Below are 22,983 nucleotides of genomic sequence, written 5' to 3' on the forward strand. Positions count from 1 at the left end.
CGTCACCTGCGGAAACGCCGATCAGCGTTGATCTTCGACCCTGGCGGGTACAACCCGGGTACAACTGCGTCACGCGTGGCCAGCCGCACCAAGCGCCGCAGCAGGTGCGCCGTGATGGTGGCCTGCCTGGTGCTCAGCGCCAGCAGGGCCAGCGGGTTCGGATCCTTGGCGGGGTCCTGGTCGAATCCCTCCACGCACAGCACCGGCAGGCCGGTGGACTGGTGCAGGGTGATCCGTAGGTACATCGCCTCACGGTCCTCCGGCCGCAGCAGCACCGGCCGCGAGCAGTGTGCGCCCGCCGGTCGGTCCGGGGTCACGGTGCAGGTCTGGCGGTCGCACCAATGAGGATGCGTCGGTACGTTGTTCATGGGCCGGGGCTCCTTCCCGGTCAAGGCCCCGCCCGGTGTCGCTAGCACCGCGTGCGGGGCCGACTACTTACCGTGACCGCACGGTAGTCGCGCCCGCCGAGGGCGAGCAAGGAAAGGCGACCCTGTCGCAGGCCGCACGTAGAGTCGCGTCCATGCGACCTGCCGCCGCCGTTGGCGAACTCGAGAAGCTAAAAGACGAGATCCACGTGACTGTGGCGGGTCCTCGTCTTGGCGATAGCCAGTTCTCGTCCTGGGAAACCCGGGTGAGGGCAGTGCTGAGCCGAGCCTTCGGGAAAGATAGCGATTACGTTTCCAGGTTCGACAAGATCAGCTACTCACCCTGGGTCTACTACGACGGCATGCCCCAGTCTGTCTACGACGAGTCCTACCAGTCCGGTGTCAGCTCGGCCATTGGCCTCTTGGAAGGGGCCATTTACGAGCTTCGTCTCGCGACCGGGGACGAGCCGGTGGACGAGCACGCGTACGACCCTGAGTTGTGGGCGCATGTCAAGACCGAGGTTGAGGACGGGGAGTGGGGCAAGGTCGCCAGCCAGACCGCGATCTTCGTCGAGAACCACATCCGGACGTGGGCGGGCAACCCGCAGGACCAGCGGGGTAACAACCTCGTCGGCAAGAACCTCTACCTGGAGGTGTTCGGCGACGCCAGCGACTACCGTCTCGGCCGGCAGGCCAGCGAGCGAGAGGGCTGGCGGTACCTCGGGATGGGCTTTGCCCAGGCGCTGAGCAACGTCGACCGGCACCGGATTCAGACCCGGGACGACGCCAAGCGCTATGCCCTCGGAGTGCTCGGGCTCGGGAGCCTGCTGCTGACGCAGCTTCGGTACGAGCACGGCGACATTCTCAAGACGGAGACGTAAGGGGCAGTGCCCGGGGCGGTCCAGCCACCAGGCAAACCGCCTCGATACCTTCGGTTCATCGTCCCCCGTGTGGACACCGCTGCTGTCGGGTTTTAGTCTCGACCTTTCGGTGGGTAGATCTACATGCGACGGAGGGTCACAATGATCGCTCCGGACTGTAGGGGGAGCCATGTCTGTCGCTGTCGACGACCCAACTCCACTTCGTGGGGACTTGGATCAAAGGCAGTGCATGGAGACGCTGCAGGAGGCATACCTGCACGCCGTGGCTGCGGCAGCCCGCTGCTCCCTTTCGAAGCCCAATAGGGATCGTGGGATCGACTGGAAAATCAGCCACCAGTCGACAGAGCATGTCCACGACTTCGAGGTGGATCTACGGGTCCAACTGAAGAGTACGTACCAGATTGCTCCGAGGGATGATCTGGATTTCGTCTCGATATCGCTGCCGAACAGTCAACTAGCCCGCCTGGCGCACTCGCCAGTCATCACTTCGACTATCTTGATCGTAATGCTGGTCCCTCGCGATATCGGCCAGTGGATCGAGATAGGCTCAAACCACATGATGCTCCGCCATTGTTGCTATTGGCGGAACCTTGAAGGGCATCCAATCACCGGCAAAGATGAGACGGTTGTTAAGGTGCCCACGTCCCAAGTATTCGACGAGTTCGCTCTGTGCGACATCATGCGACGCATCGGAGCGGGTGGTCGAGCATGACCATTCCATTGGACATGGTGTCGCTGGATGGTTCGTGGATTAGCCCGAGTCAAACAGTGGGATACCTTAAGCGTCACGGCTGGACGATCCGTGGGGGACGCGACGGGCTGTACCTACGACTTGCCGCTCCCACTGATGACGGCCGAAGCGTCGTCGTCCCACTGGATGCAGCACATGCGGACTTTCGAAACCTAATGAGCGACGCCGTCGCCACCGTCGGCGAAATGTCCGGTCTGGACTATCACCGGATGCTAACCAGGCTCGATATTGGCATCGGCGATCTGGTCCGGTTCCGAAAAGAAGTTCCGACGCCCTACGACTCCATCCAGTGGTTATCTGGGCAGTCTCTGATCGCCTCGTCCACTCGCATGCTGGAAGCGGCGGCCAAGGCGCAGCGGGAGAAGGTCCAATACTTCGGCAACAAGCACAGGACTTCGGCCAAGGCGTACATGAACAGCGTCCGAATGGGGCAGACGGAAGTCGGCAGCTACGTCGTCACCGCGCTCACTCCTGTGGGTGATATTGCCGGAGTAGCCGTTCCGCTACCGGGATTCGGTGAGGCGCTAACCGGCCGCGAGGTTACGCGGACGCTGGTATCAAGTCTGGAGGCGACGCGGGAGGCAACGGACCAATTCAACAGAACGTCGTCCAGTGCCGCCTTCGATGAAGCCGTGCAGTACGGAGTTTCGTACGAACTGACCGAGGCGCTGGTCCGGCTTGTTGCCCACTCAGACGGGGCTGAAGTGGGCGTGGAGTGGCGTGACTGGAGCGACGATGCACCCACTCCTACCTACGTCCAGTTCGAGCCGTCGGATGTGACCGCCCTGGAGAGCGCCAGCATACGGTTCGCCAGGACGGAGCCCTCGGTGGATGTGACGGTCCTAGGGACCGTGACCCTGCTGGACCGTCCGAGGCCGGGCTCAGCCGGCGTGATTCGCCTCAGCGTGATCGAGGGATCCCAAGCTAAGAAGATTCGGGTCCGGCTACCTGAGGAGCTGTACGACCAAGCGATCCAGGCTTTCAGGGACGGACTCGCAATGCGGCTGTCGGGCCGACAGGAGAAGGAAGGAAGGCTGTACTGGCTCTACCATCCGCGAGAGATCGACCTCGTCGAGATCCCGTCGGCGGTAGCACTTGAGCCGGCCGAGCGCGATAGCGACGACGACCTCGATCAACCCCTCTTTTAGGGGAGCGCCGTCCGCGTTCTACGGCAGCGGAAGGGCCGCTCACCGGCTAGGTAGGCGGCCCCGATGCCTGCGGTTCGCGCGCGAGCAGCATCTGACATGTCGCACCGCCTGGCTACGGTGTCGGTCATGGTGAATCCGACGTGGGAGGAACGCGACCTCCCTGTGCTGCGAGCTATCGTTGAGATGTCCGACGAGGGCGCCTGGATCATCGAACCGGACGAGATCGCGGAGCGTGTCGGCTTCGATGAGGCCAAAGTGAAGTCCGCCCTGTTCGCCTTGGCTGCTGAGTACCCGCCGTTCTTCAGTTACAAAGACCTGACCACCTACGGCGGTCGCGACATCGGATTCATCTCTCAGCCGACCGGACATGCCCGGCGGACCGTCGGCACCTGGCCCACGCCTGAGAGCTTGGCGGACCGGCTCGTGCAGGCGATGTCGGAGGCCGCCGACAAGGAGCCGGACGAGGAGAAGCGCGGCCGGCTCAAGACGGCGGCGTCATGGTTCGGAAACGCGGGCCGAGATGTGCTGGTGGACGTGACCGCCGCGGTGGTCAACCGACAGATGGGCGGGGCGTGACGATGGGGAACAGTGTCCTACCCGTCGGTTACCTTCCTGGCCATGACCGAGAACCTCTGGGACACCACGGACTTTCCCGTGCTCAAGGCTGCCGTTGAGATCTGCAACGAGGGCCGAGGCGCTGCGGCAGTGGGTGCGATCATCAAGCGCACCGGCTTCGACCAGCAGACGGTAATGGCCTCGCTCCGTCGCCTTGACACCGAGCAGCCGCCGTTCTTCACCAAGATGGAGAAGATGTTCGGTGGAGGCGTGTCCCACGTATTCGAGCCGACCGGCCACGCGCAGCGGGCGATCCAGGCGTGGCCGAAGGCTGAGGACAAGTTGGAAGAGCTGATCAAGGTGCTCGTGCCATCGCGCAGCAGGAGAACGACCCCGAGAAGGCGAGCCGCCTTGCCAGGGTCCGGGACTACCTGGCCGCCGGTGGTCGGGACCTGGCCATCAACGTCATCTCCGGTCTGATCACCGGAGCCTGATCGGCTTCGGGGCCGCCTCACCGGCAAGGCAGGCGGCCCCGATACGTCTATCAGCCCTGTGCTTCGGACTCTTCATCCTCAGGCTGTTCACTAACGGCCTGCCCGGTGACCTGAATGAAGACGTGTCCACCGCCAGCGCGGTTCAGTACCTCGCTCACCCGCAATGTCGTGTTGTAGGTCCCCACCTTCATGTAGGGCTTGTCCTTGTAAAGCAGCAGCCACACCTTCCCGCCGTCCGGCGCGAACCATTCGGGCAGTTCGATCCGTTCGTAGTCCGAGTGCTTAGGCATAGGGGCTCCCTCAAAGGTGGCTGTGCATTGACCGGGATGTAGAGCTACGACGTTACGGGTGGAGCTAGCAGGGGAGGAAGCCTGTTTCGGGTGCCGCTGTCCCCTCCGCCGTTATCGCAAGCCTCCGCTCGACCCGTAAACCGGCGGTTCGGGCTCACCGATCGCCCGGCAGGCATCGCGTTCAGCCCTGGCCTGGCGCTCGTACGGCGTGAGGCGGCGCGAGTCGTACTCGCTGGCGTACAGCGGGTCGTTCCGCCGCTCGGCCGCTGCCGCTAGCTGCTGGTCCCGATCCCGCTTGGTCAGCGCCTCGTACCGCTCGGGATCGCTGAGCTTCAGGGCTTCCAGTTCTTCGGGCGTCACGCCTTGACCGCCCAACGGCCCGGCTGACCGGCGGCGGTGCCCTGCGCCGCGTTCATGACGAAGTGCCGACCGGGGCCGCGCAGCAGGACCATCAGGTCCACCACGCCGTCGCCGTAGTCGTGGACGACGTCGGCCGGGTGGGTGTCGCCGGCCCGGGTCTCCGGGATGGGGAAGGCGAGCCCGCCGTTGGTGTTCCGCATGCGGACGTAGTGCGCCTGGGTCTCATCGAACGTGTAGAGGACCCGATCTCCAAGTGCCATTTCCTTCTCCGTCTCTTGTAGACGATTGCGCCCCCTGTGGGCACACATAGAAGGCTATGGATAAGGCGCCTTCTCCTGGCCGTCTTTCTGGGCAGCAAGAAGGCCGCTCCACCAGCGGCGGAACGGCCTCGATGCCAACCCTTCGGGTCAGAGCGCCTTGCGGCGAGCGCGCACCTGCTTCTGGAACTCGTGGACGGTCTGCGCCATCACACCGACGCCGGCCACCCACCCGTCCTCCTGCGGCAGGTCGCTCAGCGGAATCCCGTCGAGCTCCAAGATGCCGTTGTCGTAGGCCACCAGGCGCAGGGTCAGTACGAGCCCCTTGTCCTGGGCGGTCGGCTGAACCTTCATCGACTTGAGGATGCGGTCCCGGCTTGCTCCCATGATCTTCTCCTTGTTGTCGGAGGCCTGAAGACTATAGACGTTCGTCTCTGTTCTGGTCTTCCTTTTCTCAGCCTGTCTTACGCCTCCGGTACGACGCCAGGTCTACGACCCCACCCGCTGTGCCGGCCGCTGGCGGGCGAGCAGGGCTCGGGGTGACCGCTGCCACCTGTCGCCTGGCTTCTGACCGCAGCTCGGCGAACGCGGCCGATACGTCGCTGCCCTGGTGGTCGAGAACGTGCCCGTATGTCCGACCAGGCGAGCCCGAGCAGCTCCCCGCGACGGAGCCCGACCGTCAGGGCGCAGACGTACAAGGCTTCCAGACGGTGTCCCCGCAGCACATCGAGCAACCGCTTGGCCTCGTCCACGCCCAGGGCGCGACGCTCCACCTGCCTCATCGCAGGCGGACGAACCGACCTGGCTGCGTTGCGGTGCACCAGCTCCTCCCGCTCCGCGTCACCGAGCGAGTTCCGGATCAGCCCGTGAATGTGCCGGACCGTCGTTGCCGAGAGACCCGAGTCCGTCTTCTCAGCCAGCAGCCGGCGGATGACGGTCGGCGTCAGCTTGTCGAGCGCCAGCTGGCCGACCGCCGGGCGGACGTGGTTCTCGATGAGCTTCCGGTAGCCCTGCAACGTCGACGGCCGTGTCCCGTCACGTTCCTTCATCCGCAACCACTCGTCCAGCCACTCCCCGACCGTCCGAGGGGCGGCGGCGAGGTTTTGCCCCTGCTCTTGGCGGCGGCGAAGGTCGGCCAGCTTGCCGAGCACTTCCCGCTCCGTCTTTCCGTAGACCCACTTCCGGGACCGCTTGCCCTCACCCCAGCCCACATCAAGAGCGGCCCGCGAAGCGGGCCGCGCCGGCCCGGCCCCGGCCTGCTGGCGACCTCCGGCCGGCATCGGCCGGGCCGGCCGGCCACGCTGGCGGACTGCAAGAGCTGTTTGCCCTCCGGGCAGGGATCTACGACAGAGATGGGGAAGCCCGTCCGGACGGTGCGGTAGTAGATGGTTGCGCGAGTCGCCATCTCCACCATGAGTCCCAGGCAGAGCCGAGCAGACCAGGGGCCAGGGTGTGTGGGACTCACGGCGGAGATGGCTCTGAGGCCCCGCCGTGTGGCCGCAGGAGCGGATGACCGGTCCTGGTGGGGTGTGGTTGTGGAGGATGTCGACCCGGCGGCGGGCCGGGCAGATGATCGCGGCGTTGTCGGGTGGGAGGGGTTCGACCATACTGGTCCGCCATGGACCTGGACGAGTATCAGCGCGGCGCCCTCCGTACCGCCGCTCCACGTGACAAGAGGAACGAGCTGCTTCACCTGGTGCTCGGGCTGGTCGGCGAATCGGGTGAGATCGCCGAGAAGTTCAAGAAGTGGGTCCGCGACCTGGACAGCGACGAGTCGCGGATCGACCGGGCCGACATCGCCAAGGAACTCGGTGACGTGCTCTGGTACGTGGCCGTGCTCGCCGACTACCTCGACCTATCGCTGGACGACGTCGCGACGGCCAACCTGGCCAAGCTGGCCAGCCGCCAGGGCCGTGGCGTGCTGAGTGGCAGCGGCGACAACCGCTGAGCCAGGGGTTCGGCGGTACCCACAGCTCGGGCTGTGGATCAGGACGAGGCTTGTTGTCAGGCTTGGCCACGACAAGGCGCTGGTGCGGTCGGGAGAACAGTGGGCGTGCCATTAGCGTGCCATTGAGCCAGGCCAGCAGGGGCCAGCCGGGGCCGCGAGAGACCACCGCAACGAGGCGGCCAGGCCAGTAGGCAGCCGGAGATCGACAATTCGCAGGCTGACGCTTTGGGAGCCACACGTGGGAGCCACCGGCGCGGACTGGACCGGACGGGACCGAACCGATCGAGTTGCCGAGCGTTCGAGGACGAGGGCCAGGCGGACCGCACCGGACGGGCTAGACGTGGTCTTGGGAATCTACGGATCAGAAGGTCAGCTCCGGCCGGTCGTATCCGTATAGCCGCCTTCTCTCGGCGACAACTCAACGAGCGACGTCTGCCAGGATCACACGGTGAGCCAAAAGGACTGGGACAATCTAAGCCACGTCGAGCAGTGCTTCTTCATCAACGCGGCGGAGATGGACATCCTGCCGGGCGTGCGCGGGGACCTGGACGACGACGAACGAAGGCTGCCACTCGACGAACTTGCCCGGACCCTCCTCTCACTGGTCGACCGTGGGTGGATCGAGGTACGCAGGTACGAGCGGTGGATCTCGGAGAACGGCTCAGAGGGTCTCACCCCAGGCGATGTCGTACCTCGTGATGAACTGGCGCAAGTGCTCGCAGAGCCAACCAACTGGGAGTATCCAGACGACACGAGCTGGATCGGCGCTCTCACGCTTGTCCGTACCGAGACTGGCCTGGTCATCAGCCGCCTCTCGCCCGAGGACATGGCAGAGCGAGACCGGGCATGATCTCAACCGCGCGGCATGCCATTAGCGTGCCATTGGCCGAGGTGCACCAGTGGTAGACGAGGCCACCGAGGGCTACCCAGACCAACGGCCCAGCCTGCCGAACTGCAGTTGATCGGCAATTCCCAAGCTGTTTTCGGGTCCCTTCGGGGCGCCGCGCATGCGGGAAAATCGGGTGTGGTCGCCCGCCGACGTCGGTGACTTCATGGCGCAGGTGAGGCCGTCAAGCTGTTTGACGCTGGGAGCCGCTTTGAGGGGCTGCGCATTGTTGCTACGAACGCACGAGGGTCCGACTCTTCATCTCCCCGCCGGCTCCCGCGGGTGACCTTCCCCCGTCCCAACTCCTCACGGGAGAGCGTCGTGGAAGAGGTCGACGAGCAGGACTTACACGTTGAGCGGGTGGCCGCACTCGACCTGGGTAAGGCGGTGTTGGAGGCGTGCGTGCGGGTGCCGAACGAGTCCAGGCCGGGCCGGCGTATGCAGGAGGTGCGTGGCTTTGCCACCACCACCTCCGCCCTGTTGCAGATGGCCGGCTGGTTGCGCCGTTGGGGTGTCACCCGGGTTGTCATGGAATCGACCAGCGACTACTGGAAGGGCGTCTATTATCTGCTCGAGGCGGAGGGCTTCGAGTGCTGGCTGGTCAACGCGCGCGAGGTGAAGAACGTGCCCGGGCGGGCCAAGACCGATAAGGCCGACGCGGTGTGGTTGGCCAAGGTCGCCGAGCGGGGCATGTGCCGGCCGTCGCTGGTGCATCCCAAGCCCATCCGGGAGCTGCGTAACCTGACCCGCTATCGGCGTTCGCTCATCCGCGATCGCACCCGGGAGATGCAGCGGGTGGAGAAACTGCTCGAGGACGCCCAGATCAAGATCACGTCTGTGGTGAGCGACGTGTTTGGGGTGTCCTGGCGGCTGATACTCCAGGCGCTCATCGATGGACAGCGCGACCCGGCGGTCCTCGCTCAGATGGCCAGGGGCCGGCTGCGTGTGAAGATTGCGCAGCTGCAGGAGGCGCTGCGGGGCTTCTTCACCGATCACCACGCCACCATCCTTGCAATGATGCTGGACAACATCGACCGGCTCAGCGCGCAGATCACCGCGCTAGATACCACGATCGCCGAGGCGGTCGCCCCTTTCGCTCATCAGATGACGCAGTTGAGTGAGATCACCGCAGTCGGCCCCACCGCCGCTCAAGAACTGATCGCCGAGGTCGGCGTGGATATGACCCGCTTCCCGTCCGACGCGCACCTGGTGTCCTGGGCCAAGTTCTGCCCGCAGACCCACGAGTCCGCCGGAAAGAAGAAGAACAAGGGCCGAGCAAAAGGCAGTCCCTGGCTGGCCGCCACTCTGGGCAACATCGCCGGCAGCGCCTGCCGCACCGACACCTTCCTCGGCGCACGACACCGACGCATCGCCAGACGCCGCGGCAAACAGAAGGCCACCGTGGCCACCGGCAACGCGGTCCTGGTCATCGTCTACCACCTGCTGTCCGACCCTGCCGTCCGGTTCCGCGACCTCGGCGCCGACTACTTCGACACGCGCATCGACAAACAGCGCCGGGCCCGCAACCTGGCCACCCAACTCCAGGCCGTCACCGGTCAAAAGATCACCACCCGCGACGGCAAGGCCATCATCGCCGAACCCGAAGCCGCCTGACCCAGCCGCCCAAACCCGGCTCCGCTGCGCTACGCCGGGTGCTGCCGCCTGCCCACTCACCGTTGGATTTTCGGGTCTGACAGTGCTGGCTCCCGGCTGTACAGCCAAGACCACCGTCAGACGCCGACGATGCCCGACAACGACGGACGGGCTGACCAGGCGTGCAGTCACCTGGCCAGCCATCTGCGATCTTCTTCTAATCCCAAGGCCGCAGGTTCGAATCCTGCCGGGCGCACCACCGTCTCCTACCGGTCAGCGCTGCTTGCCTGCGGGCAGGGAAATCGCTGATCAACGAACAGGTGTGAGTTGGTTGCCCAACAGTGCCAGCAAGGCGGCGTGCGTCTGATGATCGGCCGCCACGACGAGCCCGCCCACGCCGGTGTGCAGCGGTTGCCCCTCGATGCCGGTCACCACGCATCCCGCGGCCCGGCACAAGGCGATCCCACTGGCGAAATGCACGCTGTCCCGTAGGTCGCCATCGGTGACGTATGCGGCTCGTCGGCCGGCTGCCACCCAGGCCACCGCCAGGGTGGTGGACACCACGCGTGGGCGGAACCGCTCGACGAACCCCGTGTCGGCGAGCAGCCGCACAACCCGGAAGCGGGGAGCGTTCGGAAACGGCGGATCGAGGTTGACATCCACCAACCGCGACTCGGCCGACGGCCTGAGCTGCTCGTCCACACCGTCGCGGCGCACGTGTGCGCGGGTGCCGTCAGTCCAGAACACCTCATCGGCGAACGGGTCAGCTGAGGCCGCCACGGTGACTGTCGAACCCGTCCGCAGCGCGACGTTCACCGCGACCAGCATGTTGCGCACGGCATAGTTCAGCGTGCCGCACAGGGGATCGACCAACCACATCCGCTCCGCGGCGCTGGCGCCCGTGCGTCCACTCTCCTCACCGGTCACGGCATCCTCCGGCCGCGCGGAGCGAAGAACGTCGAGGATCGCATTCTCCGCTTCGATATCGGCAGCAGTGGCGAAGTCACCCGCAGACTTCTCGAAGCGCGTCAGCGAGGCCCCGTACCTGGCCCGCACGACAGCAGCTCCCGCTTGCGCTGCCGCGATAGCCACGTCCTGGTCGGTGATCAGCATGCGCGCAGGATAGACGGCGGCCGCGAGGAGATCCGCCTCAGCGCCGCCAACCATGCCAGCCATCCATTGGTTCGCGGTTCAGTCACCTGGTGCTGGTCATCGACGCCGAACGAGCATCGCCCCGCCGCTTGTCGATCAGTTCCTCGACGTCGGAGGGCACGTTGATCGCGCGCGCACTCCCGTCAGCTCCGCAGGTCCCGGCCACTCCCGGCGTGCGTTCCCCGCAGGAAGTCGAGCAGCAGCGGATTCACCGCCTCAGGGCGCTCCAGGCTGGGCAGATGACCCGCCCAGTCGAGTTCGAGGTGCCGGGCGTCGGCCAGTTCCCTCGACAGGCGGAGCGCGATCTGGCGGAAGTCCGGCAGGTCGTGGTCGCCGGAGATCAGCAGGGTGGCGGCGGTGATGTCGGCGCGGTCGAACTCGGGCCGGAGCTGCGGGAACTCCTCGACGGCGGCCAGTTGCACGTCGAAGGCGCGCCGCTGCATCTCGCGTACCTTCTCCCGGGTCGCCTGGTCGGCGTGCGGGCCCAGCAGCGTGTCCACGTTGAGGTCGGTCGCTTCGCTGACGTCCCCGGCTTCCAGCAGTGCGTCCTCACGTTCGCCGAACGCCCGGAGTTCGGCGCTGGGCTCGTGCCCGGCCAGCGCGGTGCAGAGCAACGCCAGCCCCGTGACCCGGTACGGCCACCGGGCGGCGATCTCCAGCGCCACCCGGCCACCGCCGGACGACCCGACCAGCGCGAACTCCTCGGCGCCGAGCAGGTCCAGCAGCTCTACGACGTCCTGCGCGTTGTTGTACGGCCCGTCGGGGACGGGCGAGTCGCCGTAGCCCCGCATGTCGCTGCGTACCACTCGAAAACCGGCGTCGGCCAGGATCGGCAGCTGCGGGTCCCACATCCGCCGGTCGCAGGCCGTGGAATGCAGCAGGACCACGGTCGGGCCGCTCCCGGCCACGTCATGAGCAAGTGTCACCGGCTCACCCTAGGGGTGCGGCTCCCGGCGCACGCCCGCATTTCGCTCGCGCTCCGTTCGACGCAGCGACAGGTCCACGTCTGGTCCGACAACGGTCAAGGGTTTTCCGGCCCGGACCGCCCCGCCGGCGAGGCGGTCACGTCGGCCGGTGCGACTAGTCTCCGGCCATGGTGACAGAGCTGGATCTTCGGCTGGCCGACGGCCGCACGCTGCACGTCTACGACACCGGCGGGGAGGACCGGCTCGCCGTCGTCTGGCACCACGGCACCCCGAACCTCGGCGCGCCGCCCGCGCCCCTGTTCGCGGCGGCCGACCGGCTGGGCATCCGCTGGATCTCCCACGACCGTCCCGGGTACGGCGGCTCCACGCCCCTCCCCGACCGGGACGTCGCCTCGGCCGCCACCGACGTGGCCGCGGTCGCGGACGCCCTGGGCGTCGACCGGTTCGCGGTGCTCGGGCACTCCGGCGGGGGTCCGCATGCCCTGGCCTGCGGCGCGCTCCTGCCGGACCGCGTGCTCGCCGTGATCAGCAGCGCGGGCCTGGGCCCGTACGGCGCCGACGGGCTGGACTGGTTCGCCGGCATGGTCCCCTCCGGTGTGGCGTCGCTGCGTGCCGCCGCGGCCGGGCGCGCGGCGAAGGAGAAGTTCGAGGCCTCCGGCGTCGAGTACGACCCGGCGTTCACCCCGCCCGACCTGGCCGCCCTGGCCGGCGAGTGGTCCTGGTTCGACAGTGTCGTCGGTCCGGCGATCCAGGCCGGCCCGGGCGGGCTGATCGACGACGACCTGGCGTACGTGTCGTCGTGGGGATTCGACCCGGCGCGGATCACGGCGCCGGTGCTGCTGCTGCACGGCGGCCGGGACGGGGTCGTGCCGGCGGCGCACGGCGAGTGGCTGGCGCGGATCTGTCCCGGCGCGGAGCTGCGGCGGTACCCGGAGGACGGGCACATCTCCGTGCTCACCCACGCCGAGTCGGCCCTGGAGTGGCTGCGCGGCCGGGCCGACGCGGCGGGCGCCGCGGACCGTCGGTAGCAGGCGGACGATTTGTGGCGCGGCGGCGGCCGTGGGACCCGGCCGCCGCCGCGCCGCGCCCGGTGCGGACGCGGATCGCGACGCCGCACGGATGACCGGGGGGAGGGTCATCCGTGCGGACGCCGCGGTGCCGGCACCGGGCGGTGGAGGGGGGTGCCCGCCCGGTGCCGGAGGTCAGTTGGTGGGCGGGGCGGTCCGCTGGTGGCCGCCGGGCGCCTCGGGGCGTTCCGTCTTCGCCGGGGTCGGACGGGTCTGCGGCTGGCCGGTCGGGTGGCTCGGGGTGGCCGTGGGCCGGGCCTTGCCCTTCTCGGTCGCCAGCAGCGTGTCGCAGTACGCGGCCACCTGCTCCTTCGCGCCGGCGGTGGTGATCAGCACCCGGAACGCCGGGTTCTCCAGTGCCTTGCCCGGGTTGTCACCGGCGCCGGCCCGGTAGGCGCGGCAGAGGCCGGCCAGGTTCGGCGACGGGGAGCCCTTCGCCTCGGCCGGCGAGCCCTTGCCCTGGCCGGCCTTGTCGGCGGGTTTGCCGGTGGCGTGGGCCGCCGGCTTCGCGCTCGGCGCGGTGAGCGGGTCGGGCAGCGTGCCGGTCGCGGCGGCGAGCGCCACGCCACCGGTGGCGGCGACGGCGAGCGCCGTGGCGCCGACCTTCAGGGTGAGGAGTTTCGCGAGGGCGGTCTCAAGCATCGAGCAGCTCCGTCTGGGGGATGGAAGTACGGACGTGCCACCCGGCGTGCCCCCGGTGCAGCGGTGTCCCCGGCGGGAGTGCCGGGAACCGGGACGTACGCACGCGGTGACCCACGGCCGGGCGGGTGCGGCCGGCCGCTGCCGCGGACCGACGCCGACGCCGCTGAGTGATCAGTCGGCGACGCCGCAGGTCAGCTGGTCGAAGAGTTTGTGCGTTCATCTCGTGCCCCTCAGCGCCGGGCCTCCACCAGATGTCACACCGTCACGGTGGGATGGCCGCCCCACGACGGGCGGCGACGGAAGCCGGGGTGACGGCAGCACCGACGCCCTGGGAGGACGCGGTCATGACCAGGCCCAGCGACGTACGTCACCTCGTCGGCGGCGGGCGCGGAACCCCGGCCGGCCGGCGGACACGTATGCTGCCCGCGTTCACACGGGGGGCTGGGAGAGTGGCATGAAGCGGTGGCGCGGTGTGACGGCGTGGGCCGCCCTGGTCATGGTGGTGCTGGCGGGGTGCGGCACGCCGGCCGGCACGGACGGCGACCTGACCGACGACTGGCGTCCGGTCGGCAAGGTCGAGCAGTTCACCCCGAAGGTGGGCGACTGCCACCTGATCGCCGAGCCGAGCAGCTACCTGACCAGCTACCAGCCGGTGGAGTGCGGCCGGGCGCACCTGGTGGAGACCATCCACCTCGGCACCTTCACCGGTGCACTCGCCGAGCGCCCGACCCCGCCACCGGTCGGCTCCGCCGCGATCCGTCCCGCGTTCGCCGACTGTGACGCGAAGGCGACGGCGTTCGTCGGTGGCGACTGGCGGGGGGCCCGGCTGTCGGTGCAGGTGGTGCCGCCGTCGCCCCTCGGCTGGACGGGTGGCAGTCGGTGGTACCGCTGTGACCTTTTCGAACTGGACACCGTGGACGGCGGCACGTTCCGGGATCACCCGAACGACCATGCGATCCAGCACACCGGCAGCCTGCGCGACGCGCTGAAGCGCCCGTCGCCGCTGGCGTTCGGTTGCCTGACCGAGGACCGGTGGGGCAACTTCCAGCAGGTCGGCTGCGCCACGGCCCACCAGTTCGAGTACGTCGGCGCGTGGACCGTACCGGACGGCCGCTACGCGGACGCCGGCCGGCACCAGGAGTCCATTCACGCCGGGTGCCGCACCGTCGTCGCCCGGTACGCCAAGGTCCCGGTCGACCGGATGCTGCGGTACCGGACGGGGACGTCGTATCAGTTGCCGTCGGAGGAGGCTTGGGCGCGCGGTGACCGGGGGGTGCGCTGCTTCTACTGGTCGAGCGGGAAGAAGGTCACCCGGTCGATCAAGAGCGGCGGCACGAAGGCGCTCCCGGTCAACTGACCGGCACGGTGGCCGGAAACGGGGTCAATCCGAACGCGGCGAACACCGCCCGGTCCTGGAAGACGACGTTCCGGCTGATCCGGCCGCGGTCGACGGTGAGGACCTGCAGGGTGTGCGGGACGTACGCGTTCCCGTCGCGCACGTACGCGGCCAGCGCGGGTTGGCCGTTGGCGGCGGTGGGCAGCATCCGCCAGTCGGTGCCGCGCATGGCGAAGACCCGGGCGATGAACCGGCCATAGCGCTCCCGGCCGGCATACCAGTTGAGCACCGGGGGCATCTCCAGCACGGCGTCGGCGGTGAGCAGCCGGGTCAGCGCCGCCACGTCGGCCCGCTCGAACGCCGCCACGTACCGGTCCACCAGCGCTCGCCGGTCCGGGTCGGCCGGTTCGGCGACCTGTTCCTCCCGTACGGCGACCGCGCCCAGCCGGGCGCGGCCCGTTGCAGCCCGCTGTTGACCGCGGCCGGCGTGGTGGCGAGGGTCTCGGCGACCTCGGCGGCCGACTGGCCGAGCACGTCGCGCAGGATCAGGATGGCCCGCTGCCGGGCTGGCAGGAGTTGCAGGGCGGCGACCAGCGCGAGCCGCAGGCTGCCCCGGGCGGCGACCACGGTGGCCGGGTCGAGCAGCGCGTCGGGGACGGGCTGCAACCAGGGCACCTCCCCCACCACCAGGTGACCGTCCGGGTCGGGGTTCGGCGCGACGAGGTCCGACGGCAGCGGCCGCCGGGCCCGGCCGCGCAGCGCGGTGAGGCAGGCGTTGGTCGCGATCCGGTGCAGCCAGGTCCGCAGCGAGGCCCGGTCCGGGTCGTACCGGTCGAAGGCCCGCCAGGCCCGCAGCAGCGTCTCCTGCACCAGGTCCTCCGCCTCGTGCACCGAGCCGAGCATCCGGTAGCAGTGCGCCAGCAGCTCCCGCCGGTACGGGCGGGTCCGCCGGTCGAAGTCCTCGCTGATCACGGTCACCGGTCCGTCCCTTCCGGTCTGCCCTGCACATACCTACCGGCCCGGTCGCCGGAAGTCATCGCCGGCGGACCGATGAGTTGCCGCCCGACGCCGAGTAGGTACCGGCGAGGTCCACACCACGGAAGGACGACCATGACGAACACCGGAACCATGCACCTTCGCGACGACCGGGCGGTACGCGAGGTGCTGCACGCCCTCGTCGCCGCCTGGGCGGCCAACGACGCCGATGCCGTCGCCGACCGCTACGCCGACGACGCCACGGTGGTGCTGCCCGGCGGGGTGTTCCACCAGGGCCGGGAGGAGGTCCGCCGGTACCTGGCGGGCGCCTTCGCCGGCCCGCTGCGGGGCTCCACCTCGGTGGACGAGCCGGAGAACGTCCGGCTCGTCGGGGACGACGCGGCGGTGGTGGTCAGCCGCAGCGGCTTCCTGCTCCCCGGCGAGGAGACGCTCCCCGCCGACCGGCTCCGCCGCGCCACCTGGGTGCTGACCCGACGCGACGACGGGTGGCGGGTCGCGGCGTACCACAACTGCCCGGCCTGACCGAGCCTCCGGCCGCCCACCTCGAGGCGGGCGGCCGGAAACCGGATGACGGGCGCGCCGCCGCCGTCCACCATCGACGGATGCCACATCATCGACCGGCCGAGCCGGACATCCGGCGGTACTACACCGAGGTCTACGCCGAGGCGGAGCGGCTGCACCGCGCCCCGCAGGGACGGCTGGAGTCGGCGCGTACCCGGGACCTGCTGTCCCGGCTGCTGCCCGCGCCACCGGCCTCGGTGCTCGACGTCGGCGGGGGCCCCGGCGCGTACGCGGGATGGCTCGCGGCGGCCGGCCACCGGGTGCATCTGGTCGACCTGGTGCCGGCGCACGTGGCCGCCGCCCGGGACGCCCACCCGGAGATCGTCGCCAGCGTGGGTGACGCCCGGGACCTGCCGCTGCCCGACGACTCGGTCGACGCGACCCTGCTGCTGGGTCCGCTCTACCACCTCACCGACCGGGCGGACCGGGTGACCGCGCTGCGCGAGGCGGCCCGGCTGACCCGGCCCGGCGGGCCGGTGATCGCGGCGGTGATCAGCCGCAACGCCGCGCTGATGGATCTGAGCCGGCAGGGTGTGGTGGACGAGCGCACCCGGCCGAGCCTGCTCGCCACGTACGCCGGCGGGGTGAACGACCCGGAGACCGGCTTCACCACCGCCTACTTCCACCGCCCGGAGCAGGTGGTGGACGAGTTCACCGCGGCCGGCCTGCCGACCCCCGACCTGTACGGGGTGGAGGTCGAGGGTGGCGGCCAGCCGCAGCGCGTCGCCGATCCCGGCGAGGGCGAGGCCCAGGGTGGGGCTGCGGACCAGCTTGGCGGCGGGCGGCATTGCGCACCGACCCGGCGACGTCGGAACGCGCCGGCGACGCGCCGCGTACCGAAGGTGACCAGTTGCCGCACAACATGTTATTCTCCGGCGTCGATTTACGCCGTGCGGACCCGACCGGGTCGCTGCCGGAAGGACACCTCCCCCGATGCCGGTCGCTGCCGCCCCGACCTCGCCGCCGTCCTTGTGGGACCGGCCGGCGGGCGGCGCGTTCGACCTCGTCTTCACCACCCTGCCGGCGCTGCTCCGGCTGACCTGCGGTCTGGTCGGCGCGGTGGCCGCCCTCGCGGTCCGGACGCCGCCCGTGCGGGTGGCCCTGCTGGTCCCGGTGGTCGCCACGCTCACCGCCTGGTCGGTCTGGTACGCCGTCCGGGCCCTGCGGCCCGGCGTGACCGGGCCGCTGGCGGCCGGCGACGTCGCGCTCACCACCGCGACCTGCCTGCTCATCCCGTGGCTGGTGGCGCCGGACGTGCTGCCCGGTGAGGGGAGCTGGATCGCGGTGCTGGCCAGCACCACCGTGATCAACGCCCAGGCCACCGCCCCGGCCCACTGGTCCATTCCGGCCGGGCTGCTGGTCACCGCCGCGTACGTGGCCGGCGCGGCGGACGCCGGCAACGTCGTCGAGGCGCGCGCGCACCCCGCCACGCTGCTGGTGCAGACCGGCTGCGCGGCGGTGATGACGGCGGTGATGCGGCGGCGGATCGGTCACGCCGACCGGGCCTTCGCCGACCACCAGCGGCTGGCCCGGGCGGCGGTGGTGGCCCGGACGGCCCGGGAGGCGGAGCGACGGCAGAACCGGGACCTGCACGACACCGTGCTGGCCACGCTGACCATGGTCGGGCTCGGTGCGGTCGCCGGCCCGTCGGCCGCGCTGCGCGACCGGTGCGCGGCCGACCTGCGTACCCTCGCCGCCCTGGCCGACGCCCGGTCGGCGCCGGCGGCGGGACCGACCGGGCTGGACGACCGGCTGCGGGCGGTCCTCGCGCGGCTGCCCGAGCTGTCGGTGAGCGCGACGCTGGCGCCGTGCGCGGTCCCGGCGGAGGTCGCCGAGGCGCTCGCCGAGAGCGCCGCCGCCGCGCTGTCCAATGTGGCCCGCCACGCGCCGGGCGCGACCGTCACGCTGTGCCTGGCCCGCGACGCCGACGCCGTCGTGGTCGAGGTCGCCGACGACGGTCCCGGCTTCGACCCGGCCACGGTCCCGCCCCACCGGTACGGGGTGCGCGAGTCGATCCGCGGCCGGATGACGACCGTCGGCGGGCGGGCCGAGGTGGTGTCCGCCCCCGGGGCGGGCACCCGGATCCGGCTGGAGTGGCCCGGTGTCGGCTGACCTGGGCACCTCGGTCGGCGCGCCGGAGGACGTCGCCCGCCGCCCGCGGCTCCCCGGCGGACCGGCCGGGGCGGCGGGCGAGCGGGTGGCCGCGGGGGCCGCGGCGAGCGCGGTCGCGAGCGCGTCCGACCGGGGCGCCCGGGCCGCGGCGGTGACCATCGCGCTGGCCTGGCACGTGGCGATCGCGCTGCCGGCGGTGCTGGTCGCCTGGCCGGACCTGGCCGCGCCCGCGGTGGTGGGCGTGGGTTGGCTGGTCACCGCGGCGGTCGGCGGGCTGGCCGGCGTTCGGCTGCTGCGGGGCGCCCCGCTGCCCGCCCGGCGGCTGGCGGCGGTGCTGCTGCTCGTTGACGCGGCGGTCTTCGCCGCGGCCGGCGAGCGGTACCTGTTCACCACGGCGAACTGGGTGTGGAGCGGGCTCGCCTGGTTCTTCGTGCTGGTGCTCTGGCGCCGCCCGGTCCGCTGGCTGCTCGCGCTGCTGGGCGCGCACGCGGTGATCGCGCTGGGCGAGCTGCTCGGGCACGGCGCGACCGACCCCGCCGACCTCACCCGCTACGCGATGTACGTCTACGGCACCTCGTCGCTGCCGGTGGCGGTCTTCGTCGGGGCCGCCGCGATCGCCGCCCTCGCCCGGGACCGGGCCGTCATCGCCGCGGCCGCCGGAGCGGTGGCGGCGGAACGGGTGGCCGCGGAGCGGGCCCGGGAGGACCGTCGGAGCCGACTGGCCCTGGTCAGCGGCACCGCCGAGGAGGTGCTGGCGGATCTCGCGGCCGGCCACGCCGACCCGGCCGACCCGGAGGTGCGGCGGCGCTGCGTGCTGGCGGCCGCCCGGCTGCGGCGGCTGATCGCCGAATCGGACGACGTGCCCGACCCGCTGCTGCACGAGCTGCGGGCCGCCGCCGACCTGGCCGACCGCAACGGCCTTCCGATCGAGTTCATCGCCATCGGCGTGCCGCCGGAGCTGCCGGTGGCGGTACGCCGCCGGCTCGCCGACCCGCTCACCGCGGCGCTCGCCGACGCCCGGCGGTGGGCCCGGCTGACCGTCGTCGCCGGGCCGGACGAGGTGGTGGTCAGCCTGGTCACCCCGGACCACGACCGGCCGCACGCCACCGGTCCACCCGCCGCCCACGACGAGGCGGGTCCGGTGGAGCAGGTGCACGAGCGGGACGGGGAGATCAGATGGACGCAGACGCGCTGGCAGAGGACGTGACCGGCGCTCCGCCGATCGGGGTGGCGATCGTGGACGACCACCCGGTGGTGATCGACGGGGTGCGGGCCTGGCTGGCCGCCGAGCCGCGGCTGCGGGTGCTCGCCACCGGGGACGATCCGGACATGGTGCTCCGGGCCGCCCCGGAGGCCGAGGTGGTCCTGCTGGACCTGCGGCTGCACGGGCGGATGGTTCTCGACAAGCTGGCCGAGCTGAGCGCCGCCGGCCGGCGGGTGGTGGTCTACTCCGAGCACACCGACCCGGACACCATGCTCGCCGCGCTCGACGCGGGGGCGGTGGCCTTCCTGGCCAAGCACGAGGGACGCGAGCACTGCCTCGCCACCGTGCTCGCCGCGGCCGACGACCGCCCGTACGTGCCGCCGGCGCTGGCCGGGGCGATGGTGGGCGACCCCCGGCCGGACCGGCCGTCCCTGTCGGACAAGGAGCGCGAGGCGCTGCTGCTGTGGTTCCAGTCGATGTCGAAGGCATCGGTGGCGCGCCGGATGCGGATCAGCGAGCACACCGTCAAGCAGTACGTGGACCGGGCGCGGATCAAATACACCCGGGCGGGTCGACCGGCCGCCACCAAGGCGGCCCTGCTCGCCCGGGCGATCGAGGACGGACTCGTCCGGCCGGAAGAGATCGGCATCTACCGGTCACAGGCGGCGACCGACCGGCCGACCCCCTAACGGGTGTCATGACACAGAGCGTGTCGTCGGCGACGCTCGACGTACCGCCAACCGCCCGGGAGGTCGTGCCAGTGCAGGAGGACGCCGCACCCTTCTTCGTCGGGCCGCACCGCTTCGACGGCGACGACGACCCCGCCCGTCCCGTGCTCGACCGGCGGCACACGCTGGTCCCGGAGCCCGGCGAGCGGGTGCTCGCGCTGCACCGGCTCCGGGTGGCCGGTCACCTGCTCGGCCCCACCGAGACCGCCCGCAGCTGGGTGCTCCCCGCCGCCGCGACGGTCACCGTCACCGACCGTAGGGTCGCGTACGTCTGTGGCGGGTCCGAGCTGGCCCTGGTCGCCGGGCGGGGCGACTCGACCGGCGCCCGCCACCGGCGTTCGGCCCGGCTGTCCCGCCTGGCCAGCGGGCAGGTCCGCTGGCAGTGGCCGTCCCGGCTGGAGCTGCGGGCCGACGACCCGGACGGCGGCGCCGAGCTGCTGGTCGTCTGCGACGCGCTGCGCACCATCCGACAGCCGGCGCTCGCCCTCGGCGGCCCCGGCCCGCTGGTCGCCGAGCTGGCCCGGCAGGTACGCCGGTCGGTGGCCGCCTTCCGGCTGATGCACCCGGAGCTGGTGGAACTCTCCCCGCCGGAGCGGGACGTGCTGGCCACCCGGGTCGGCGCTACGTCCGTCCCGGCGGCGGGCCGGGTCACCCTGCCCGGCTCGCTCCCGGTCGAGTTCCTCTCCCGCGAGGACTACTACCGTCCGCACGCCCAGCCGGGCCCGCTCTGGCCCCGCCAGTCGACGCCCGTCCCGCCGGCCCTCCCCCACCGCCCCGGCTCCGCCTGCTGAGCCCCGACGATCCTGCCGGGGTCAACCGGCCAGCGGAAGGGGCTCGCGGGTGGCGCGGGTGCGGGTGCGGAGGCGGAGGCGGCGGAGCATCCGGGCGTCGGTGAAGCCGACGGCCCGGGCGGCGGACTCCACCGTGGCGCCGTGCCCGATCAGGTGCTCGGCCCGCTCCGCCCGCAGCAGTTGCTGGTAGCCGAGCGGAGTCAGCCCGGTGGCCTGCCGGAACAGCCGGCTCAGGGTGCGCTCGGACACCCCGCAGGCGGCGGCCAGCCCGGCCAGCGGGAGCGGCTCCGAGTAGTGGACGTCGATCAGGTCCTGCGCCCGGTGCACCGCGTCCGAGAGGTGCGAACGGTGTCGCATCATCGCGCTGGCCTGCGGTTCGTGGCCGTTGCGGCGGGCGTACACGACCAGGGTGCGGGCGATCCGGGCGGCCGCCGACGGGCCGTGCCGGGTGGCCACCAGGTGCAGCGCCACGTCGATGCCGCTGGCGATGCCGGCCGAGGTGACCACCCGGTCGTCGACCACGTAGAGCACGTCGCGGACCACCCGGGCCGCCCGGTGCCGCCGGGCCAGCTCGTCCTGCACCTCGTGGTGGGTGGTGCACCGCCGCCCGTTCAGCAGGCCGGCCCGGCCGAGCGCGAAGGCTCCGGCGCAGATGCTCGCCACGGTGCCGCCGCGCGCGTGGTGGTCGGCCAGCCGCCGCAGGTCGTCCGCTCCGACCGGCCCTGCCAGCCCGTGCCCGGCGAGCGCGTACTCGGTGCGGGTCACGATCTCCCCGGCCGACAGGGTGCGCGGGTCGGCGAGGATCTGCTCCGGCGTGGCAGTCGCCGGGAGATCCCGTTGGGGTGGGGAAGTGAATGTGGCATCGATCACGAAGATCATCTCTTGACGCTCTCTCTGCCCTAAAGCTAAAGACGGAGACTCCCTCCACGCTGCGCGCGGAACAGTGCGCAGCGTGCGGGCGGATTCCTGCTTCTCGGCGTGGTGCCGGCACGGGTGCCGGTCTTACCTGCGCTCCACAGGCGTTTAGGCTCTCGGCGCGTCCCGCCGCGAGGATGTTGATCGCCGCGTTGACGTCCCGGTCGTGGACCGCCCCGCACGGGCAGGTCCACGACCGGACGGACAGCGGTTTGGGTCCGTCGAGCCGCCCGCACGTAGAGCAGGTCTGCGATGTGGGCGCGAACCGGCCGATCCGGCGGAAGCTGCGCCCGTACCGTGCGGCCTTGTACTCCAACATGTGCGTGAACTGCGCCCAGCCTGCGTCGTGCACCGACTTCGCCAACCGGGTGCGGGCGAGACCGGTGACGCACAGGTCCTCGACGTACACCGCTTGGTTGTCGCGGATGATCCGTGTCGAGAGCTTGTGCTGCCAGTCCCGCCTGCTGTCGGCGACCCGGGCGTGCGCCTGGGCGACGTTGACGACGGCCTTGGTGCGGTTGTTGCTGCCCCGCTGCTTGCGGGACAGGTCCTGCTGCAACCGCTTGAGTTTGCGGGCCGCCCGGCGCAGGAACTTCGGCGCGGTGATCTTCGTGCCGTTGGACAGGACCGCGAAGTGCGTCAGCCCGAGGTCGATACCCACCTCGCCGTCGACCGGCGGCAGCGGCTCGTCCGCGGTCTGCACGACGAATGAGGCGAAGTACCGTCCGGCCGCGTCCCGGATGACCGTGACCGAGGTCGGCGCCGCCGGCAGGTGCCGGGACCAGCGCACCGGCACGTCACCAACCTTCGCCAGCCGAAGTCGGCCTTGTCGAGCACCTTGAACCGGGCGTTCGCGATGAAGCGGATCGCCTGCCGGTTGTCCTTGCGGGAGCGGAACCTCGGCGGCGCCACCCTGCGGCCCTTGCGCTTGCCGCTGACCGAGGTGAAGAAGTTGCGGTACGCGTTGTTCAGGTCCGCGAGGGCCTGCTGGAGCACCACCGCCGACACCTCGCCCAGCCACGCCC

General features: G+C 70.6%; 25 protein-coding genes and 3 pseudogenes. 16 read left to right on the top strand and 12 right to left on the bottom strand.

The features are described from left to right. Window positions 1-2 precede the first annotated feature (2 nt). Window positions 3-368 (bottom strand): hypothetical protein, encoded by a 366-nt coding sequence (locus ACFOYX_RS10005; RefSeq protein ID WP_322441547.1) that lies wholly within the window; start codon window positions 366-368, stop codon window positions 3-5. 152 nt (window positions 369-520) lie between these two features. On the opposite strand from ACFOYX_RS10005, the gene ACFOYX_RS10010 reads away from it, so the two are divergent. The 5 genes from ACFOYX_RS10010 to ACFOYX_RS10030 all read left to right on the top strand — a co-directional run bounded on the left by ACFOYX_RS10010 (window position 521) and on the right by ACFOYX_RS10030 (window position 4,180). Further along, complete coding sequence (locus tag ACFOYX_RS10010) at window positions 521-1,246, top strand: TIGR02391 family protein (protein WP_322441548.1); 726 nt, start codon at window positions 521-523, stop codon at window positions 1,244-1,246. Between the two features lie 229 nt (window positions 1,247-1,475). Further along, complete coding sequence (locus tag ACFOYX_RS10015; protein ID WP_322441549.1) at window positions 1,476-1,958, top strand: DUF4365 domain-containing protein; 483 nt, start codon at window positions 1,476-1,478, stop codon at window positions 1,956-1,958. Further along, window positions 1,955-3,145 (top strand): hypothetical protein, encoded by a 1,191-nt coding sequence (locus ACFOYX_RS10020; RefSeq protein ID WP_322441550.1) that lies wholly within the window; start codon window positions 1,955-1,957, stop codon window positions 3,143-3,145. The genes ACFOYX_RS10015 and ACFOYX_RS10020 overlap by 4 nt, the downstream gene beginning before the upstream one ends. A 126-nt stretch (window positions 3,146-3,271) precedes the next feature. Beyond that, window positions 3,272-3,721, top strand: a complete 450-nt coding sequence (locus ACFOYX_RS10025) for a hypothetical protein (protein ID WP_322441551.1) — start codon at window positions 3,272-3,274, stop codon at window positions 3,719-3,721. Between the two features lie 42 nt (window positions 3,722-3,763). After that, entirely contained in the window at window positions 3,764-4,180 is a 417-nt protein-coding gene (locus ACFOYX_RS10030; RefSeq protein ID WP_322441552.1) for a hypothetical protein, read from the top strand. Between the two features lie 64 nt (window positions 4,181-4,244). Here the strand turns inward: ACFOYX_RS10030 and ACFOYX_RS10035 are convergent, their stop codons facing one another. From ACFOYX_RS10035 to xerC, 5 genes are all read right to left on the bottom strand, one after another. Next, window positions 4,245-4,484, bottom strand: a complete 240-nt coding sequence (locus ACFOYX_RS10035; RefSeq protein ID WP_322441553.1) for a hypothetical protein — start codon at window positions 4,482-4,484, stop codon at window positions 4,245-4,247. A gap of 111 nt (window positions 4,485-4,595) precedes the next feature. Continuing rightward, window positions 4,596-4,844: a hypothetical protein gene (locus tag ACFOYX_RS10040; protein WP_322441554.1), complete on the bottom strand. Its 249-nt coding sequence runs from the start codon at window positions 4,842-4,844 to the stop codon at window positions 4,596-4,598. Further along, a complete protein-coding gene (locus tag ACFOYX_RS10045; protein WP_322441555.1) occupies window positions 4,841-5,104 on the bottom strand; it encodes a hypothetical protein in 264 nt (87 codons plus the stop codon). Before ACFOYX_RS10045 ends, ACFOYX_RS10040 begins: the two co-directional genes overlap by 4 nt. Before the next feature lie 147 nt (window positions 5,105-5,251). Then, complete coding sequence (locus ACFOYX_RS10050) at window positions 5,252-5,488, bottom strand: hypothetical protein (RefSeq protein ID WP_322441556.1); 237 nt, start codon at window positions 5,486-5,488, stop codon at window positions 5,252-5,254. A gap of 77 nt (window positions 5,489-5,565) precedes the next feature. After that, window positions 5,566-6,252: a hypothetical protein gene (gene xerC / locus ACFOYX_RS10055; RefSeq protein ID WP_322441557.1), complete on the bottom strand. Its 687-nt coding sequence runs from the start codon at window positions 6,250-6,252 to the stop codon at window positions 5,566-5,568. A 467-nt stretch (window positions 6,253-6,719) separates the two neighbouring features. Between xerC and ACFOYX_RS10060 the strand changes: the two genes are divergently transcribed. From ACFOYX_RS10060 to ACFOYX_RS10070, 3 genes are all read left to right on the top strand, one after another. Further along, complete coding sequence (locus ACFOYX_RS10060) at window positions 6,720-7,049, top strand: nucleoside triphosphate pyrophosphohydrolase family protein (RefSeq protein WP_322441558.1); 330 nt, start codon at window positions 6,720-6,722, stop codon at window positions 7,047-7,049. Between the two features lie 448 nt (window positions 7,050-7,497). Further along, window positions 7,498-7,899: a hypothetical protein gene (locus ACFOYX_RS10065; RefSeq protein WP_322441559.1), complete on the top strand. Its 402-nt coding sequence runs from the start codon at window positions 7,498-7,500 to the stop codon at window positions 7,897-7,899. Window positions 7,900-8,256: 357 nt separating this feature from the next. After that, complete coding sequence (locus tag ACFOYX_RS10070) at window positions 8,257-9,549, top strand: IS110 family transposase (RefSeq protein ID WP_322441560.1); 1,293 nt, start codon at window positions 8,257-8,259, stop codon at window positions 9,547-9,549. Window positions 9,550-9,837: 288 nt separating this feature from the next. Here ACFOYX_RS10070 and ACFOYX_RS10075 read toward each other — a convergent pair whose 3' ends face one another. Continuing rightward, window positions 9,838-10,641, bottom strand: coding sequence for an inositol monophosphatase family protein (locus ACFOYX_RS10075; protein WP_322441561.1), 804 nt, complete (start codon window positions 10,639-10,641; stop codon window positions 9,838-9,840). A gap of 182 nt (window positions 10,642-10,823) precedes the next feature. Further along, window positions 10,824-11,606 carry an alpha/beta hydrolase gene (locus ACFOYX_RS10080; protein ID WP_322441562.1) on the bottom strand — a complete coding sequence of 261 codons (783 nt, stop codon included), beginning with the start codon at window positions 11,604-11,606 and terminating at the stop codon, window positions 10,824-10,826. A 167-nt stretch (window positions 11,607-11,773) separates the two neighbouring features. Between ACFOYX_RS10080 and ACFOYX_RS10085 the strand changes: the two genes are divergently transcribed. Then, window positions 11,774-12,634: an alpha/beta hydrolase gene (locus ACFOYX_RS10085; protein WP_322441563.1), complete on the top strand. Its 861-nt coding sequence runs from the start codon at window positions 11,774-11,776 to the stop codon at window positions 12,632-12,634. A gap of 174 nt (window positions 12,635-12,808) precedes the next feature. Here the strand turns inward: ACFOYX_RS10085 and ACFOYX_RS10090 are convergent, their stop codons facing one another. Continuing rightward, window positions 12,809-13,315, bottom strand: a complete 507-nt coding sequence (locus ACFOYX_RS10090; RefSeq protein WP_322441564.1) for a hypothetical protein — start codon at window positions 13,313-13,315, stop codon at window positions 12,809-12,811. Window positions 13,316-13,769: 454 nt separating this feature from the next. On the opposite strand from ACFOYX_RS10090, the gene ACFOYX_RS10095 reads away from it, so the two are divergent. Continuing rightward, window positions 13,770-14,672: a septum formation family protein gene (locus ACFOYX_RS10095; protein WP_322441565.1), complete on the top strand. Its 903-nt coding sequence runs from the start codon at window positions 13,770-13,772 to the stop codon at window positions 14,670-14,672. Here the strand turns inward: ACFOYX_RS10095 and ACFOYX_RS10100 are convergent. Beyond that, window positions 14,665-15,629: pseudogene (locus ACFOYX_RS10100) on the bottom strand (RNA polymerase subunit sigma-70). The gene ACFOYX_RS10095 and the pseudogene ACFOYX_RS10100 sit on opposite strands and share 8 nt — an antisense overlap. A gap of 132 nt (window positions 15,630-15,761) precedes the next feature. Here ACFOYX_RS10100 and ACFOYX_RS10105 point away from each other — a divergent pair. The 6 genes and pseudogenes from ACFOYX_RS10105 to ACFOYX_RS10130 all read left to right on the top strand — a co-directional run bounded on the left by ACFOYX_RS10105 (window position 15,762) and on the right by ACFOYX_RS10130 (window position 21,043). Next, on the top strand, window positions 15,762-16,169 hold the full coding sequence (locus ACFOYX_RS10105; RefSeq protein ID WP_322441568.1) for an SgcJ/EcaC family oxidoreductase: 408 nt from the start codon (window positions 15,762-15,764) through the stop codon (window positions 16,167-16,169). An 80-nt stretch (window positions 16,170-16,249) separates the two neighbouring features. Then, window positions 16,250-16,699, top strand: a pseudogene (locus ACFOYX_RS10110) (class I SAM-dependent methyltransferase); the annotation flags it as partial. 442 nt (window positions 16,700-17,141) lie between these two features. Continuing rightward, window positions 17,142-18,320 (top strand): ATP-binding protein, encoded by a 1,179-nt coding sequence (locus ACFOYX_RS10115; protein ID WP_322441569.1) that lies wholly within the window; start codon window positions 17,142-17,144, stop codon window positions 18,318-18,320. 85 nt (window positions 18,321-18,405) lie between these two features. After that, on the top strand, window positions 18,406-19,527 hold the full coding sequence (locus ACFOYX_RS10120) for a hypothetical protein (RefSeq protein ID WP_322441599.1): 1,122 nt from the start codon (window positions 18,406-18,408) through the stop codon (window positions 19,525-19,527). Then, window positions 19,497-20,213 carry a response regulator transcription factor gene (locus ACFOYX_RS10125; RefSeq protein WP_322441570.1) on the top strand — a complete coding sequence of 239 codons (717 nt, stop codon included), beginning with the start codon at window positions 19,497-19,499 and terminating at the stop codon, window positions 20,211-20,213. The genes ACFOYX_RS10120 and ACFOYX_RS10125 overlap by 31 nt, the downstream gene beginning before the upstream one ends. A gap of 71 nt (window positions 20,214-20,284) precedes the next feature. Beyond that, window positions 20,285-21,043 (top strand): hypothetical protein, encoded by a 759-nt coding sequence (locus tag ACFOYX_RS10130; protein WP_322441600.1) that lies wholly within the window; start codon window positions 20,285-20,287, stop codon window positions 21,041-21,043. Between the two features lie 21 nt (window positions 21,044-21,064). Here ACFOYX_RS10130 and ACFOYX_RS10135 read toward each other — a convergent pair whose 3' ends face one another. Both ACFOYX_RS10135 and ACFOYX_RS10140 read right to left on the bottom strand, forming a co-directional pair. Beyond that, window positions 21,065-21,922 (bottom strand): DJ-1/PfpI family protein, encoded by an 858-nt coding sequence (locus tag ACFOYX_RS10135; RefSeq protein WP_322441571.1) that lies wholly within the window; start codon window positions 21,920-21,922, stop codon window positions 21,065-21,067. Window positions 21,923-22,148: 226 nt separating this feature from the next. Next, window positions 22,149-22,979, bottom strand: a pseudogene (locus ACFOYX_RS10140) (RNA-guided endonuclease InsQ/TnpB family protein); the annotation flags it as partial. Between the last annotated feature and the right edge of the window lie 4 nt (window positions 22,980-22,983).

Origin of the sequence: Micromonospora sp. GCM10011541 (assembly GCF_042650725.1) — a bacterium.
Taxonomy (GTDB): domain Bacteria; phylum Actinomycetota; class Actinomycetes; order Mycobacteriales; family Micromonosporaceae; genus Micromonospora; species Micromonospora sicca.